Source organism: Streptococcus sp. LMAG:39, from assembly GCF_008680485.1.
Lineage (GTDB): Bacteria > Bacillota > Bacilli > Lactobacillales > Streptococcaceae > Streptococcus > Streptococcus pasteurianus.
In genome coordinates this window covers 917,602-934,338 of sequence record NZ_NALE01000001.1, presented here as the reverse complement: position 1 = coordinate 934,338, position 16,737 = coordinate 917,602, and the positions used below count along the sequence as shown (strand labels likewise).

Sequence of the window (16,737 nt, the reverse complement as noted above, 5' to 3'; positions counted from 1 at the left end):
ATTAGACCGTTTTTGACTATTTGTACTAATGATAGGAGTAGAAGCTATGAATGAAAGTGCTTTGAGAGCGCAACAGACAACGCTTTGGGATCCATCTTTTGAATCGGATGCTTGTGGTATGGGGTTTGTTGCACAGCTTGATGGTAAAGCCAGCCATACTTTGATTGATTATGCCTTAACCATGTTAACTCGTATGAATCACCGTGGAGGTACAGGTGCAGAACCTGATACAGGAGACGGTGCAGGAATGTTGCTTACTTTGCCTGATGAATTTTTCCAATTAAAAGCTAAAGAAGCAGGTTATGTTTTGCCTAAAAAAGGCGATTACGCCGTTGCACAATTATTTTTACCTCAGGATACTGAAGCTAAGGTAAGTCTTTTGGAAGCTGTTAATGCTGAAATTAAATTAGCAGGTTTTCATGTTTTGATGACACGTGATGTGCCATTTAATTACGATAATTGTGGTCCAGCAGCCCAAGAAATTATGCCAAGTTTTGTACAAGTTTTTGTTAAGAAGCCTGATGACACAAAAGCTGGCCGTGATTTTGAGGATAAATTGTTCCGCTTACGTCGCCAACTTGAAAAGAGTTTTTCAGCTGATGAATTTTTCATTTGCTCACTTTCAAGTAAGACAATTGTGTACAAAGGAATGCTTCATGCTTTCCAAGTTGGGCTTTTTTATCCTGATTTGCAAGATGAACATTTCAAATCTCATATCGCGTTGACACACTCACGCTTTTCTACAAATACTTTCCCATCTTGGGATCGTGCACAGCCATTCCGTTTTTTGGCTCACAATGGTGAAATTAATACTCTCCGTGGTGCTGAAAATTGGATGCACAGTCACCAGATTGAAGTTTATAACGAAGAAAATTCGGACTCTGCCAAGTTGGAAAACTGTCTAGAATATCTTTACCGTAATGGTCGTGATATTCCACAAAGTCTTTTAATGATGGTACCTGAAGCTTGGGGTGATGAATCAGGGCTTTCAGATGATTTGAAGGCATTTTATGAATATGCGTCAAGTTTTGTGGCTCCATGGGATGGTCCAGCAGCGCTTGTTTTCACTGATGGTGATATGGTTGGTGCGCGTTTGGACCGTAATGGATTGCGTCCTAGCCGTTATTCATTGACAAAAGATAATTTCCTTATTTGCTCAAGTGAATCTGGTGTTGTCGATCTTGAACCAAGTCGCGTTATTGAAAAAGGTGTGCTTGGACCTGGTAATATGATGTTGATTGACACGACTTCAGGAAAATTAATGCGCAATGAAGAAGTGAAAGCATACTATGCTGCACAACATCCATACAAAGAGTGGGTTGACGAAAACATTGCTCATCTTAACGACTTTGAGGCTGCTGAATTGACTCAAGAAACAAATGACATTGAAACAATGTGGAAGGCTTATGGCTACAATGAAGAAGTTATTCGTACGGTCATTCTACCAATGTCTGAAAAAGGTGAAGAACCTGTCATTTCAATGGGATTTGATAGCCCACTAGCGGTTCTCTCTAATAAGAACCAATCGCTTTTCACTTTCTTCAAGCAACAATTTGCGCAGGTTACTAATCCGCCAATTGATGCCATTCGTGAACAAATCGTTGTGTCAACTAGTGTTTACCTTGGTGGTGATGGGAATTTCAAAGCTGATGGTGCTGATAACTGTGTCAAAGTAAAAATTGACAGCCCGGTTCTTTCAAGTCAAGATTTTGCGAAAATTGCTAACTTGAAAGATGACCGTTATTGTGCAACAACCCTATCTACGGTTTATGACGTGGTTGAGCCGTCACATAATCGTTTGCAACGTGCGCTAGAAAATCTTTTCAAAGCTGCTGAAAAAGCCGTTGATAATGGTAGTAAGATTATTATTCTTTCAGACCGTAATGTTAAAGAAAATCAGACAACTATTCCAATGTTGTTAGCTGTTTCTGGTTTAAATAACTACATGGTTGTCAAAGGAAAAGCTAGCCAATTTTCAATTGTTGTCGATACAGCGGAAGCTATTGAAGTTCATCATTTTGCAACCTTGGTTGGTTATGGTGCGGCTGCGGTTCACCCTTATGGCGCTTATGCGACATTGAAAGAATATGGTAAAGACGAGCTTGCTTTTGAAAAATATCGTAAAGCTGCTGAAAAAGGTATTGTCAAAGTTATGAGTCGTATGGGGATTTCAACAATCCTTGGTTACAAAGGGGCTCAATTATTTGAAGCCGTTGGTTTATCTGACTCTGTTGTTAACAAATACTTTACAGGTACAGTAACTCGTATCGGTGGTTTGTCACTTGACCAAATTGAAAAAGAATACCTTCAACGTATGGAAGATGCTTTTGGTCCTCGTCGTGGAGATTATCTCCAAAGTGGTGGTATTTATCAATTTAAAGTAGATGGCGAGTATCACCTTTTCAATCCACATACCATTTATAATTTCCAACAAGCTGTTCGTAAAGGGGACTACAAACTCTTTAAAGAATACACAGCTGAATTGGACAAAGAAGCATTGTCAACGCCGACAACACTTCGTTCTATTTGGGAATTTAAATCTGACCGTCCAAAAGTTGACCTTTCTGAGGTAGAACCAGTAGAAACTATTGTTAAACGTTTCAAAGTTGGTGCCATGAGTTTTGGTTCACTTTCTAAAGAAGCACATGAAACAATTGCTGAAGCCATGAACTCAATCGGAGCGAAATCAAACTCTGGTGAAGGTGGCGAAAATCGTAATCGTTTCAAAGTGCAACCAGACGGACGTAATTTGAACTCTAAAATCAAACAAGTTGCTTCTGGACGTTTTGGTGTCAATGCAGAATACCTCATGTCTGCTGAAGAACTTCAAATTAAATTAGCACAAGGTGCGAAACCTGGTGAAGGTGGTCAATTGCCTGGTCAAAAAGTCTTCCCTTGGGTTGCAGAAATTCGTGGTGCAACGCCTGGTGTACGCTTGATTTCACCACCACCTCACCATGACATCTACTCAATTGAAGATTTGGCGCAATTGATTTATGACCTTAAAGCCATTAATCCTTATGCTAAAATCAATGTTAAATTGGTTTCAAGTACTGGTGTTGGTACAATTGCTACGGGTTGTGTAAAAGCTGGTGCTGATAAGGTTGTTATTTCTGGTTATGATGGTGGTACAGGAGCTTCTCCACGTAACTCTGTCCGTGATGCTGGGCTTCCATGGGAAATGGGCTTGGCTGAAGCACACCAAACATTGTCACTTAACCGTCTCCGTCAACGTATGACTCTTGAAACTGATGGTAAATTAATGACTGGTCGCGATGTTGCCATTGCCACTCTTCTTGGAGCGGAAGAATATTCATTTGCAAGTCTAGCATTGATTTCTATTGGTTGTGTGATGATGCGTGTTTGCTCATTGAATACTTGTCCTGTTGGTGTAGCAACTCAAAATCCAGAACTTCGTAAACATTTTGCAGGTAAACCTGAACATGTGATTAACATGATGATGTTTATGGCAGAAGAATTGCGTGAATATATGGCTGAACTTGGTTTCCGTTCTGTTGACGAAATGGTTGGTCATTCAGAAATCTTGAAAGCGAAATTCATTCCAAAAGGTAAAGCAAAATCGCTTGATTTTTCACGTATGCTTGGTACAGCTTATCCAATTGACCGCAAGACAGAAGATCCATTTGCTGAAGCACGTCAATGGAAAGAATTGGACGGATTTGCCAAAGCTGCTGTTGATAATGGTGCAAGCGTGACGATTAAAGAATCAATTAACAATGTTCAACGTGCAGTCGGTGCTCGAATGGCAGGCTGGATGGCTGAACGTTATGGAAATGATACCGTTGAACTAGGTTTGATTAAATACGAATATACTGGTATTGCTGGTCAATCATTTGCAAGCTTTATCACACAAGGTATGGAATTAACGCTAGTTGGTGAAGCAAATGACTACATTGCCAAATCAATGTCAGGTGGACGTTTGATTGTGAAGCCGCCGCATGATGCCGCTTATGATGTTGAAAATTCACCGATCGTTGGTAACGTTGCTCTCTTTGGTGCGGTTAAGGGTGAAGCTTATTTCGCTGGTCGCGCAGGTGAACGTTTCTGTGTTCGTAATTCAGGTGCTAAAGTTGTTGTTGAAGGTGTCGGAGCACACGGTTGTGAATACATGACAGGTGGTGTTGCTGTTATCCTTGGAACAACAGGACGTAACTTCGCTGCTGGTATGAGTGGTGGTGTTGCCTATGTTTATGATGTGGACGGTGATTTTGCCGAAAAAGTTAGCCAAGAAATGGTTGACCTTTACAAAGTCGGTGAAACTCGTGGGGATGATGTCTTGGTTGATATGATTCAAAAACACTATGAATACACAGGTAGCGCTAAAGCAAAACGCTTGCTTGACAACTGGGCACAAGAAGTTGATAAATTCATTAAAGTTTATCCAACTGAATTCCATGAAATTAATAATATTGAATACGCACTTGCTAATACTGGTTTAGAAGGTGATGAACTTGAATTGCGTACCTTCGAAATTGCCACAGGTGGTGCAGAAACTGCTGCCGAGAAAGAAGAACTTCTTGCACAAGTAACAGGAGGTAAATAAAATGGCTAATCCATTTGGATTTTTGAAATATGAACGTAAAGATAATCCGTTTCGTCCTGTTGCTGAACGCATCTTGGACTTTGAAGAATTACAAATTCCATTGTTCGAAGAGGACCGTCAAAAACAAGCTGCACGTTGTATGGCTTGTGGGATTCCTTTCTGTCATTCTGGACAATTCTACGGTGGCGGACGCGCGGTTTCAGGTTGTCCAAATGACAACTTGATTCCTGAATGGAATGATTTGCTTTATAAAGGCGATTACAAACGTGCTTTTGATCGTCTCTCACGTACAAATCCTCTCCCAGAAATGACTGGACGTGTTTGTCCAGCGCCGTGTGAAAAAGGTTGTACAGAAGGCCTTAATGGCTCTGGTGTCACTATCCATGATAATGAACGCTTTATCATCGATACAGCCTTTGAAAATGGTTGGGTAGAGGAGTCAGGTCGTCCAGCCTACCGTACAGGATTTAAAGTTGCTGTTATTGGTTCTGGACCTGCAGGGCTTTCAACTGCTTGGCGCCTTAATAAACTAGGTCATACAGTAACTGTCTATGAACGTAGTGATCGTTTTGGTGGACTATTGATGTACGGTATTCCAAATATGAAATTGGATAAGGAAATTGTTCAACGTCGTATTGATTTGATGGAAAAACTTGGTATCAATTTTGTTGCTAATATGGAAGTGGGACGTGATGTAACAGCGGATGAATTGTTGAAACAATATGACCGTGTTGTTCTTGCAACTGGTGCAAGTGTTCCGCGTGATTTGGATGTCCCAGGTCGTCATCTATCTGGTGTGCGTTTTGCGGTTGATTTCTTAACTGAAACGACTAAAAATGTCCTTGCTTCTGATAATAAAAAACTTGGTCCAACGCTTGAAGGCAAACATGTTCTTGTCATTGGTGGCGGTGATACAGGTAATGATTGTATCGGTACGGCTGTTCGTTTGGGTGCAGCAAGTGTTAAACAACTTGAGATCACTCCAGAACCGCCAGAAAAACGCTTACCAACAAATCCATGGCCACAATATCCAATGATTAAACGTGTCGGTTATGGGCAAGAAGAAGCCAATTTCGTACAAGATACAGAATTGACAACTTATGCTACGTCAACAACTGAGTTTATCGGTGCTGATAGTGGTCAAGTCATTGCTGCTAAGACTATCAAAGTTGGTCCTGGTTTCAAACCAATTGAGGGAACTGAAGAAATCATCAAAGCAGACCTTGTTTTACTAGCAATGGGATTCACAGGTGCTGAAAAATCATTATTTGAACAATTTGGTGTTCAAAGTGTCTATGATGATTATTCAACAAATAATGACCATGTCTTTGTTGCTGGTGACGCGCGTCGTGGTCCAAGTCTTGTGATTTGGGGAATCCGCGAAGGACGCAAAGCCGCAGAGAAAATCGACCAAGGTCTTCGTGTCATGGTTGCACAATAAAACTAAGAAAGCTCGCTGTTATGGCGAGTTTTTTGGTTGGATTCAAGATAGTCTTTAGGTTTGTGGAAAAGGAGAACATACGACTTTATTCATGGGCCTAAAAATTCAAAAGCAAATCGGTAACTTTAAAGAGATTTGATTTTTTAGCTAGTCTTCGTTTTTAGTTGCTAACCTAAAATGATTTACGTTTACTCCTGCACTTTGTCATTTCGTAAACAAAGAAGCTGAGCACTTTTGTCTCAGCTTCGTTAATTCTATTTTTCATCTGGTGTGAGAATCATTGGGATAATGATTGGTTCACGTTCTGTTTTTTCGTATAAGAATGGACGAAGGGCGTTCACAATAGCACCGTTAACAGATTGAATGCTTGCGTCCTGGTTTTTCAAGGCTATGCGAATCGCGTTGAAAAGAACACGTTGACTTTCACGGATGAGGTCGCCTGATTCGCGCATGTAGATAAATCCACGGCTGAGAATGTCAGGACCTGCTAAAATCATTTGTGTGTCAAAATCGACAGTTGCGACAGCAAGAACGACACCGTCTTCTGATAAATCATGACGGTCACGCAGTACAGCAGCGCCAATGTCACCAATACCATTACCATCAACATAAATGTCTTGAGCATTGAAGTGTCCAGCACGGCGAGCTGAACTAGCTGTGAGAGCTAGGACATCACCATTTTCCATGATAAAGATATTATCTTTTGGCACACCTGTGTCCATTGCTAAACCAGCATGAATTTTTAGCATACGGTATTCACCGTGAACCGGCATGAAGTATTTTGGTTTCATCAAGCGGAGCATGAGTTTTTGCTCTTGTTGACCACCATGACCAGATGTGTGGATATTGTTGACTTTACCGTGGATAACTTCGACACCAGCTTCTTGGATAGTATTAATTAGTTTATTAACGCTTGTTGTGTTACCAGGAATTGGGCTAGATGAGAAGATAACGGTGTCACCAGGTTGTAGTGTGACTTGGCGGTGTGTACCATTGGCAATACGTGCTAGCGCAGCCATTGATTCCCCCTGACTACCTGTACACATGATTAAAATTTCACTAGCATGATAGTCTTTGAGTTCGCTTGGTTCGATAAATGTTCCTTTTGGAACCTTGATATAACCAAGTTCGATACCATTGACAATGGCTTTTTCCATAGAACGTCCGAAAACAACAATTTTACGTCCTGTTTTAACGGCAGCTTCGGCAGCTTGTTGGAGACGGAAAATATTTGAAGCAAATGATGCGAAAATAATACGTCCATGAATACCTTCAATAATCTTCAGGATAGATTGTCCAACGACTTTTTCTGAATTTGTAAAGGTTGGAATTTCAGCGTTGGTTGAGTCTGATAATAAACAGAGAACGCCATCTTCACCAAGGGCAGCCATGCGGTGGATATCTGCTGGCTCACCAACTGGTGTCCAGTCAAATTTGAAGTCCCCTGTGCAGACAATTTTACCTTGTGGTGTGTGGATAACGATTCCAAGAGGTTCTGGAATTGAGTGGGTTGTGCGGAAGAAAGTAACGCTAAGGTTTTTAAATGTTAATTCTGTGTTAGCATTGATTTCATAGAGTTTAGCATCACGGAGAAGTCCGTGTTCTTCCAATTTTCCTTTGATAAGTGCAAGAGCTAATGGTCCAGCGTAGATTGGGATATTAGCTTGTTTTAAGAGAAATGGGATTCCACCAATGTGGTCCTCGTGACCGTGGGTAATAACGAGCCCTTTGATACGGTCAATATTTTCAACGATATAAGAATAATCTGGAATGACATAATCGATTCCGAGAAGGTCATCTTCAGGGAATTTGATACCAGCATCAACGATGATAATTTCATCTTTGTACTCAATACCGTAAGTATTTTTTCCGATTTCTCCAAGACCACCAATTGCGTAAACCCCAACTTCTTCGGGTTTTAAATTGATTTGTGACATGTTATAACTCCGTTAATTTAAAGACACCTGTTTCTTTTTCGTAAGCTAGGTGTTTATCTGATAGAAGCTCAATAAATTCAACGTTGTAAGGTGTCTTTTCTTCAACGAGTTTGCGTGTTTTGATGCGTCCTTCGAGTTCAGTTGTGGCATCAACGTCTAAGTAGAGCACTTTAGTTTGCTCACGGTGTGGGTTACGTTCTTTTGTTTCTTGGTAAAAAACTTTATAAATCATAGTTTTCCTTTCTTTATACCTGTGGCTAATCAAACTACAAAAAACCTGCCAAATAGCTTTATATCTACTTGACAAACATCTATGAAATTTTTACGAGTAATTGATTTAACCTTGATTCGTTGCAATTATTAAAATTATATCATAAAATAAGAGGTAGAATCAAGTGAGGGAATTTAAATGATGAAAGTTTTAGCCTTTGATACTTCAAGTAAGGCTTTATCTGTTGCTATTTTAGATGGCAAGAATTTGTTAGCCGATGTAACGGTCAATATTAAAAAAAATCACAGTATAACATTAATGCCTGCGATTGATTTTTTGATGACATCTGTGGATTTGCAACCAAGTGATTTAGATAGAATTGTTGTAGCGCAAGGTCCAGGGTCCTATACTGGTTTGCGCGTGGCGGTTGCGACAGCTAAAACATTGGCATATACGTTAAATATTGAGCTAGTAGGGGTGTCAAGTCTGTATGCACTTGCTGCGGCAGCTGATTTTGATGGCTTGGTTGTTCCTATCATGGATGCCCGTCGTAATAATGTTTATGCTGGGTTTTATAAAAATGGTCAGTCTGTTAAAGCAGACCAACACATGAGTTTTACAGCTGTTTTAGAAGCCGTTAAGGCTGAAGCTAAGGTTATGTTTGTTGGTGAAGTGGATAATTTCCGCGACCAGATTGAAGAAGCTCTACCACAAGCTGTTATTTTACCTGTTTTGCCATCAGCTTATGCTATTGGAAAATATGGTCAAGGTCTTGAACCAGCTGGTGTTGACAGTTTTGTACCAAATTATCTTAAACGTGTGGAAGCAGAAGAAAACTGGCTTAAAACGCATAAAGAAGATTCAACTGCAGATTATGTCAAACGTATCTAACATGAAAGATTTATCGGAAAGAGTGACTGCTGTTTATGCTATTTTGTCTGATGTCTATGAAGTGTCACCATGGACAAAAAAGCAAATTTTAGCAGATATGCAGCAGGATAGTGTGGATTATTTTTTTGTGAAAAAAGACAAGGAAATGGTTGGCTTTCTGGCAATTCAGCAACTTGTTGGCGAATTAGAAATCACAAATATTGCGGTTAAGAAAGCTTATCAAGGTTGTGGTTTAGGCAGTCAGTTATTGACCAATTTAGACCAGATTGACTTTCCCATTTTCTTGGAAGTGAGAGCATCAAATACTTCTGCGCAAGCTTTGTACCAAAAATTTGGATTTAAGGTGATTGGTGAGCGTAAGCAATATTACCATAATCCAATTGAGGATGCGATTATCATGAAGCGTGAAGGTAATGAGAGGTAAAAAAGATAAATGAAAGATAGATATATTTTAGCTGTGGAGAGCTCTTGTGATGAAACAAGTGTTGCCGTTTTAAAAAATGAAAGCGAGATTTTGAGCAATATTATTGCTAGTCAAATTGAAAGTCACAAGCGTTTTGGTGGCGTGGTGCCAGAGGTTGCTAGTCGTCACCATGTCGAAGTGATTACAACGTGTTTCAAAGATGCTTTGGATGCGGCAGGAATTGAAGTGAGTGACCTTGATGCGGTTGCTGTAACTTACGGTCCTGGCTTGGTTGGAGCGATTTTAGTGGGGATGGCTGCTGCTAAAGCTTTTGCTTGGGCGAACCATTTGCCATTGATTCCTGTTAATCATATGTCTGGGCACTTGATGGCAGCTCGTCAAGTCAAAGAATTAGCCTATCCATTAATGGCATTATTGGTTTCTGGCGGACACACAGAACTGGTTTATGTGTCTGAACCTGGCGATTATAAAATTGTCGGTGAAACGCGTGATGACGCTGTTGGTGAAGCATATGACAAGGTTGGTCGTGTCATGGGCTTGACTTATCCTGCTGGACGTGAAATTGACCAATTGGCACATCAAGGAAAGAATATTTATGATTTTCCGCGTGCCATGATTAAAGAAGATAACCTCGAATTTTCATTTTCAGGTTTGAAATCAGCTTTTATTAATTTACACCATAATGCTGCGCAAAAAGGTGAAACACTCTCAAAAGAAGATTTATCAGCATCATTTCAAGCTGCCGTTTTGGATGTTTTGATGGCGAAAACAAAAAAAGCTTTGGAAAAATATCCTGTCAAAACACTCGTTGTAGCTGGTGGTGTGGCTGCTAATCAAGGCTTGCGTGAACGTTTGGCAGATGAAATTACAGAAGCAGAAGTTGTTATTCCGCCATTACGTCTTTGTGGCGATAATGCTGGCATGATTTCGCTAGCAGCAGCGATTGAATACGATAAAGGGCACTTTGCTGACTTAGACTTAAACGCTAAACCAAGTTTAGCTTTTGATAGTTTGGTTTAGGGGATAAAGGTAATAGAAGAACTCTTGAAAATTTATTTTCAGGAGTCTTTTTATGTGCTATAATGGAAAAAATTGTTTGAACAATGAGTAGCTGCAGAGACTTCATATGGGTTCTCTGCTTATTGAATATTTAGGGAGTTTGTATGCAGGAAAAAGGGTTTAAAGAGGGGCTTCAAGCTGCACTTCCAACGGCTTTGGGTTATATTTCGATTGGTTTAGCTTTTGGAATTGTGGCATCTGCTTCAGGATTATCAGCTTTAGAAGTTGGCTTGATGAGTCTTTTGGTCTATGGTGGTTCAGCTCAATTTGCCATGTGTGCCATGTTGCTTGCTCATGCTGATTTGGCTTCAGTAACGTTGACCGTTTTTTTAGTTAATTTGCGTAATATGTTGATGAGTTTGCATGCAACAACTATTTTTACCAAAACAAGCTTTCTCAATAACATTGGGATAGCTAGCTTAATTACAGATGAAAGTTATGGTGTTTTGTTGGGGGAAAATGTTCACAATAAATCAATTGTAGCTAGCTGGATGCATGGTAATAATCTACTGAGTTATGCAGCATGGGTTTTATCCACAATTGTAGGGACACTCCTAGGAGGTATTATCCCAAATCCAGAAAGTTTTGGGCTTGATTTTGCTCTGATTGGTATGTTTATTGGTTTACTTGTCTTTCAATTTGATGCGATGTTGAGTGAAGGCTTTAAAAAACTATTGCTTGTACTAGCAGCTGTGGCTATTAGTTTTTTAGTCTGTGCTGTTTTTCTATCAAGTGCCTTAGCGGTTTTAGTGTCAACATTAATTGGTTGTAGTGTGGGGGTAATGTTGGATGAGCGTTAGTAGTTATGTTTTGGTAGCCATTCTTTTAGGATTTGTTGTGTCGTGGGTTCCGCGAGTTGCCCCTTTTATCTTGGTAAAATATAAAGGCTTGCCCGAAATTGTCATTCGTTTTTTGAAATATTTGCCCGTTTCCATTTTATTTGCTTTGACGTTTTCAAGCCTTTTTGACGTTGAAATAGGGCATTTGCCACAAGTAAAAGACTTGGAAGTTCTAGCCAGTCTTCCCACTTTTTATGTCGCTTTAAAATCTAAAAATTTATTATATGCCGTCATTACAGGAATTGTTGGCATGGCGATTTTACGGTTAATATTTTAATTTTGCCATTAATTGTTTGAGTTGAGCAATTTCTTCTGTGGATAAGTTTGATAAAAGAAAATCAGATTGCTTTTGTTCATATTCGTGAAGCTGTGGATAAATGTCCATGGCTTTTTCTGTTGGATAAACACGTTTGATTTTCTGGTTAACAGCATCTTTCTTTAGTTCAAAATAGCCGAGCGTAGCTAATTTTTTTATCGTTCTAAAGGCAGTTGTACGGTCAATTTGGACATTATCTGCCAACTCGCCCAAAAACATTCCAGGTTTTTCACAGACACGAATAATATAGATGAATAGATTGTTATTTAGTCCAAGTTCTTTAAAATGATTATTAGAGTCAATTTGAATGGTGCGCGTGACAGCACCAATAGTACGAATAATATCAAACATAATAGTTTCTCCTTGCTAAAAATTTTAACAAAAAAATATTGCATTTACAATAAAAAGTGATATAATAATCTCGATATTATTGTAAATGCAATCAAAAGAGGTACTAATATGTTACATTTTGAAAATGATTATAATAAAGGAATTCATCCACAGCTACTCCAAGCGCTTGTGGATAGTAATCAAGAAAGTTTTGCTGGTTATGGCATGGATAGTTATTGTGCACAGGCTGCAGAAAAGATAAAAGAAGCTTGCCATTGCCCTGAAGCTGAAATCTTCTTTTTATCAGGTGGCACACAGACTAATCAAGTGGTTATCGATAGCTTGTTAACCTCTTACGAAGGTGTTATCGCTGCTGAAACGGGGCATGTTAGCACTCATGAAGCTGGTGCTATTGAATTTACAGGACACAAGGTACTAACACTTCCTTCTCATCAAGGAAAAATTCAGGCGGCTGAGCTTGCTGCTTATGTGGATAACTTTTATCATGATGGCAACCATGACCATATGGTTTTTCCAGGGATGGTTTACATTTCTCACCCAACTGAATCTGGCACGCTCTACACCAAAGAAGAATTAACCGCCATTTCAGATGTTTGTCGTCAATATCAATTGCCACTCTTTATTGATGGCGCACGTTTAGGATATGGTTTGGCAGCTAAGGAGACAGATGTTGATTTACCAACTATTGCTGCATTGTCAGACGTCTTTTATATTGGTGGTACCAAAATGGGAGCCTTTATTGGTGAAGCCGTCGTGTTTACAAAACAAAATACACCAAAACATTTTGTGACAACAGTCAAGCAGCATGGAGCACTTTTGGCAAAAGGTTGGCTGATTGGTGTGCAATTTGACCGTTTCTTTACGGATAATCTTTATTTTGAAATTGGTGAGCACGCTATTAAAATAGCAGAGCAGTCAAAAGACATTTTACGTGAAAAAGGCTATCGTTTCTATCTGGAATCACCAACAAATCAACAATTTATCATTATTGAAAATGCTAAATTAGCCACTTTAGGTGAAGTCCTTGCTTATAGCTTCTGGGAAAAATATGACGATACTCATACGGTTATTCGTTTGGCAACAAGTTGGTCAACAACGCAAGAAGATATTGATAAATTACGAGAGGTTTTATAGGAGGAAGGTATGCAGATATCTATTTTTGAACCAAAGTTTAATCAGGCGGTGATAGACTTGATACTAACTATCCAGCAAGAAGAATTTTTGCTTCCTATTTCCTTAACGGAACAACCTGATTTATTGGACATTGAAAATTCTTATCAAAAACAAGGTGGTCAATTCTGGGTAGCTATCAATGAGAGGAAAGAAGTGCTAGGGTGTATTGGCTTAGTGGCTCTTGAACAAGACAATGTCGCTTTAAAGAAAATGTTTGTAAGTAAAAATTACAGAAAAGCAGGTTTAGGAAAAGAATTATTGAAGGCTTTTGTAGCTTATTGCCAAAAAGAGCAGAAGAAGGCTATTTTTCTTGGAACAACAACAGATTTTGAGGCTGCTCAGCACTTTTACCGAAAATTTGGTTTTCAAGCAATTGAATCGTCAAATTTACCTGCTGATTTTCCACGTTTAGCTGTGGATAATCGTTTCTATACTTATGTTATTAACTAAAAAAGCTGGGGACATCCCAGCTTTTTGTGTGATAAAAACTTTTGTCTTTCTATTTTTTTGAGGATTACCAGCTGGCTTTTTTGACGCCAGGAAGTTGTCCTTTGTGAGCAAGGTCACGGAAGTTGATTCGGCTAACGCCGAATTTACGCATGTATGCGTGTGGGCGTCCGTCAATGCGGTCACGATTTTTCAAACGATTTGGATTTGAGTCGCGTGGTAATTTACGAAGCGCTTCGTAATCGCCTTTTGCCTTCAATTCACGACGTAAGTCGGCATATTGCTCAATGAGTTTTAGTTGTCGGTTGTATCTAGCAATTTTTGATTTTTTAGCCATAATGTCTCCTTTACTTAACTGGTTAACGATATTTATTATAACACCTTTGAGGAAATAATCAAGAGAAAAACTTAACTAGTTAAATATTTTTTTAAAAAAAGAAACCCACAAAAGGATTTCTCAACAATTGTTAGTAATGTAAACTTCCAGCGACCCAGCCTGTACATAACGCCACAGTGATGTTAAAACCACCTGTGTGGGCATTAATATCAAGCACTTCACCAGCAAAGTAAAGTCCAGGGACTTGCTTACTTTCAAGGGTTTTGGGATTAATTTCTTTCAAATCAATGCCACCTTTAGTCACAAAAGATTTTGCCAGTGACATTTTTCCGGTTACTTTAATTGGCAGCTCTTTGATATTATCCACAAGTTCTTTTTCTTGTTGTGGCGTTAGTTGTTTGACTTTTTCGGGAAATGGCTGTGCTAAAAAGCTTGCTAATCGTTCTGGAAGAAGCACTTTAAGAGCATTTTTGAGGGATTTCTCACGCTGCTCCGCTAAAAATGTGTGTAGCTCTTCTGTGGATAGTTTGGGGATAAGGTCAAGTGTAATGGTTTCGCCACCCTTGATAAAACTTGATAGGCGTAGTGCGGCAGGTCCAGACAAACCAAAATGCGTAAAGAGCAAATCATGCGTAATATGGTGTTTTTGATAGCTCAAACAAACATCATCGAGAGAGATTCCTTGAAGTTCCTTGTGTGGAAAATCTGTTAATAATGGACTTTCAGCCGCTTCAAGTTCTGTAAGATTGAGTTTAAAATGCCTGGCAATCTCATAACCAAAACCTGTTGACCCTGTGGAAGGATAGGCTTTACCACCTGTTGTGACAATGAGTTTTCCACAGATGAATTCATCTGTCGCAGATTTGACGTGGAAAAGGTTGTCGATTTTCTTGACAGAAACAACTTCAGTATTGGTTAAAACGGTGCCACCGAGTTCATTGATTTTATGGGTAAGAGCATCAATAATCGTTTTTGATTTATCAGTTTTTGGGAACACACGCCCATGGTCCTCAACTTTTAAAGCAACGCCATTTTCTTCAAAAAATCGGATAATGTCGTAGTTGTCAAACTGTGAAAAGACACTGTAAAGAAAGCGTCCATTTCCAGGAATGCCTTCCATGAGGTCATCAATGGTACCATTATTAGTGACGTTACAACGTCCACCCCCCGTTCCAGCTAGTTTTTTGCCGAGTCGTTTATTTTTGTCAATAAGTAATGTTTGGTTACCATAATAACTGCTTGAAATGGCAGCCATCATACCAGCGGGACCGCCACCAATGATAATTGTATCGTATGTATTCATATAGCTATTGTAGCATAAAATATTGCTATCTTGATAAGCAAGTAATGGGATTTGTGAAAAGAAAGTTAGGATGTTTACAGAAAATAACAAAAACGTGACAGCAGTTCTAAAAAAAGTTGATATCAAGTAAAAAGCACACCAGAAACTTGGTGAAAATTGACAATCATAGACTGTTATGTTATCCTTTTCATAAGAAATTTCAACGTAAAAGAGGATATTATGGCAATTGAGAAAACAGTTAGCGAGCTGGCTGAGATTCTAGGAGTTAGCCGTCAAGCGGTTAACAATCGTGTCAAGAGTCTGCCAGAAGAAGATGTCGATAAAAATGAAAAGGGAGTTACCGTTGTCAACCGAAGTGGCTTGATTAAATTGGAAGAAATCTACAAAACAACCATTTTTGAAGATGAGCCAATTGATGAAGAAACAAAACAACGCGAACTTTTAGAAATTTTAGTGGACGAAAAAAATACTGAAATTACACGTTTGTATGAGCAGCTCAAAGCTAAGGATAAACAGCTTGCTTCAAAAGATGAACAGCTTCGTGTTAAAGATGTGCAAATTAGTGAAAAAGACAAGCAGCTTGATCAGCAACAACAATTGACGCTTGCTGCCATGGAAGACACAAAACGCCTTCAGCTTGAACTTAATGAAGCTAAGGCTGAAGTCGAAGAAATTCAAACGAAGTCAGAAGAAAAAATTCAAGAAGAAGCAGCTCCGAAGGGATTCCTAGCGCGTCTTTTTGGTGGAAAATAAGAACTCGAAATTTATCGGAAGCTGGGACAAAAGTTCCAGCTTTATTTTATAAACTCATTTTTAGGAGGTATCATGGAAAAATTAGCGGAGTACATTGCATTTGATTTGGAATTTAATACGGTTGCTGAGAAAAGTCATATTATTCAGGTTTCAGCAGTAAAATTCAAAGAAGGTCACGAAGTTGACAGCTTTGACACTTATGTTTACACCGATGTGCCATTGCAGTCATTCATTAATGGATTGACGGGTATTACGTCAGAAAAAATTGCTAACGCTCCAAAGCTTGATGAAGTGCTGGCTGACTTTAAAACATTCGTTGGAGAGACTGCTTTGGTTGGTTACAATGCGCTAAAATCAGACCTGCCCTTACTTGCTGAAAATGAATTAGACTTGACAGAGCTTTACAAGGTTGATTTATATGATGAGGCTTTTGAACGTCGTAGCACAGACTTGAATGGAATTGCCAGTCTCAAGTTGACAAGTGTTGCTGAATTTTTAGGTATTTCAGGACATTGTCATAATTCACTTGAAGATGCTCGCATGACTGCGCTTGTTTATGAAAAGTTCATGGAATTTGATGAGAATAAATCTTATTTGAATCAGCAAGAAGAAGAGCATGGTGACAATCCTTTTGCAGCTTTAGGTGGCTTTTTTAGCTAAAAGCTCTGCTATTTTTCAAAAAATAAAAAAT

Annotated in this window: 16 protein-coding genes; 11 read left to right on the top strand and 5 right to left on the bottom strand. The window is 39.1% G+C overall.

Annotated features, from left to right (window positions below; genetic code table 11):
- The first annotated feature begins 46 nt into the window (after positions 1-46).
- Positions 47-4,564, top strand: coding sequence for a glutamate synthase large subunit (gltB, locus tag CCC20_RS04530; RefSeq protein ID WP_287179328.1), 4,518 nt, complete (start codon positions 47-49; stop codon positions 4,562-4,564).
- Between the two features lies 1 nt (position 4,565).
- Positions 4,566-6,005 (top strand): glutamate synthase subunit beta, encoded by a 1,440-nt coding sequence (locus CCC20_RS04525; RefSeq protein ID WP_058692502.1) that lies wholly within the window; start codon positions 4,566-4,568, stop codon positions 6,003-6,005.
- A 254-nt stretch (positions 6,006-6,259) separates the two neighbouring features.
- Here CCC20_RS04525 and rnjA read toward each other — a convergent pair whose 3' ends face one another.
- Both rnjA and CCC20_RS04515 read right to left on the bottom strand, forming a co-directional pair.
- Positions 6,260-7,942, bottom strand: a complete 1,683-nt coding sequence (gene rnjA / locus CCC20_RS04520; protein ID WP_048791104.1) for a ribonuclease J1 — start codon at positions 7,940-7,942, stop codon at positions 6,260-6,262.
- 1 nt (position 7,943) lies between these two features.
- Positions 7,944-8,174 carry a DNA-dependent RNA polymerase subunit epsilon gene (locus CCC20_RS04515; protein WP_003066514.1) on the bottom strand — a complete coding sequence of 77 codons (231 nt, stop codon included), beginning with the start codon at positions 8,172-8,174 and terminating at the stop codon, positions 7,944-7,946.
- A 180-nt stretch (positions 8,175-8,354) separates the two neighbouring features.
- Between CCC20_RS04515 and tsaB the strand changes: the two genes are divergently transcribed.
- The 5 genes from tsaB (at position 8,355) to CCC20_RS04490 (ending at position 11,643) form a co-directional block, all read left to right on the top strand.
- Complete coding sequence (tsaB, locus tag CCC20_RS04510; RefSeq protein ID WP_043910455.1) at positions 8,355-9,044, top strand: tRNA (adenosine(37)-N6)-threonylcarbamoyltransferase complex dimerization subunit type 1 TsaB; 690 nt, start codon at positions 8,355-8,357, stop codon at positions 9,042-9,044.
- A 1-nt stretch (position 9,045) separates the two neighbouring features.
- Positions 9,046-9,468, top strand: coding sequence for a ribosomal protein S18-alanine N-acetyltransferase (rimI, locus tag CCC20_RS04505; protein WP_069789069.1), 423 nt, complete (start codon positions 9,046-9,048; stop codon positions 9,466-9,468).
- A gap of 9 nt (positions 9,469-9,477) precedes the next feature.
- Positions 9,478-10,488 (top strand): tRNA (adenosine(37)-N6)-threonylcarbamoyltransferase complex transferase subunit TsaD, encoded by a 1,011-nt coding sequence (gene tsaD, locus CCC20_RS04500; RefSeq protein WP_069789068.1) that lies wholly within the window; start codon positions 9,478-9,480, stop codon positions 10,486-10,488.
- Positions 10,489-10,631: 143 nt separating this feature from the next.
- Positions 10,632-11,327, top strand: coding sequence for an AzlC family ABC transporter permease (locus CCC20_RS04495; protein WP_069789067.1), 696 nt, complete (start codon positions 10,632-10,634; stop codon positions 11,325-11,327).
- Entirely contained in the window at positions 11,317-11,643 is a 327-nt protein-coding gene (locus CCC20_RS04490; RefSeq protein ID WP_069789066.1) for an AzlD domain-containing protein, read from the top strand. The genes CCC20_RS04495 and CCC20_RS04490 overlap by 11 nt, the downstream gene beginning before the upstream one ends.
- Here CCC20_RS04490 and CCC20_RS04485 read toward each other — a convergent pair.
- The gene (locus tag CCC20_RS04485; RefSeq protein WP_009854967.1) at positions 11,632-12,033 is read right to left on the bottom strand and encodes a MarR family winged helix-turn-helix transcriptional regulator; all 402 of its coding nucleotides are present in this window, start codon (positions 12,031-12,033) and stop codon (positions 11,632-11,634) included. The two genes, CCC20_RS04490 and CCC20_RS04485, sit on opposite strands and share 12 nt — an antisense overlap.
- 108 nt (positions 12,034-12,141) lie before the next feature.
- Here CCC20_RS04485 and CCC20_RS04480 point away from each other — a divergent pair, with 108 nt between their 5' ends.
- Positions 12,142-13,167, top strand: a complete 1,026-nt coding sequence (locus CCC20_RS04480) for a threonine aldolase family protein (RefSeq protein WP_069789065.1) — start codon at positions 12,142-12,144, stop codon at positions 13,165-13,167.
- A gap of 9 nt (positions 13,168-13,176) precedes the next feature.
- On the top strand, positions 13,177-13,656 hold the full coding sequence (locus tag CCC20_RS04475) for a GNAT family N-acetyltransferase (RefSeq protein ID WP_003066501.1): 480 nt from the start codon (positions 13,177-13,179) through the stop codon (positions 13,654-13,656).
- Positions 13,657-13,720: 64 nt separating this feature from the next.
- Here CCC20_RS04475 and rpsN read toward each other — a convergent pair whose 3' ends face one another.
- A complete protein-coding gene (gene rpsN / locus CCC20_RS04470; protein WP_003066499.1) occupies positions 13,721-13,990 on the bottom strand; it encodes a 30S ribosomal protein S14 in 270 nt (89 codons plus the stop codon).
- 130 nt (positions 13,991-14,120) lie between these two features.
- The gene (aao, locus tag CCC20_RS04465) at positions 14,121-15,293 is read right to left on the bottom strand and encodes an aminoacetone oxidase (protein WP_069789084.1); all 1,173 of its coding nucleotides are present in this window, start codon (positions 15,291-15,293) and stop codon (positions 14,121-14,123) included.
- Positions 15,294-15,512: 219 nt separating this feature from the next.
- Between aao and CCC20_RS04460 the strand changes: the two genes are divergently transcribed.
- Complete coding sequence (locus tag CCC20_RS04460) at positions 15,513-16,046, top strand: DUF536 domain-containing protein (RefSeq protein ID WP_003066496.1); 534 nt, start codon at positions 15,513-15,515, stop codon at positions 16,044-16,046.
- 72 nt (positions 16,047-16,118) lie between these two features.
- Positions 16,119-16,706 (top strand): 3'-5' exonuclease, encoded by a 588-nt coding sequence (locus CCC20_RS04455; protein WP_058692499.1) that lies wholly within the window; start codon positions 16,119-16,121, stop codon positions 16,704-16,706.
- The last annotated feature ends 31 nt before the right edge of the window (positions 16,707-16,737 follow it).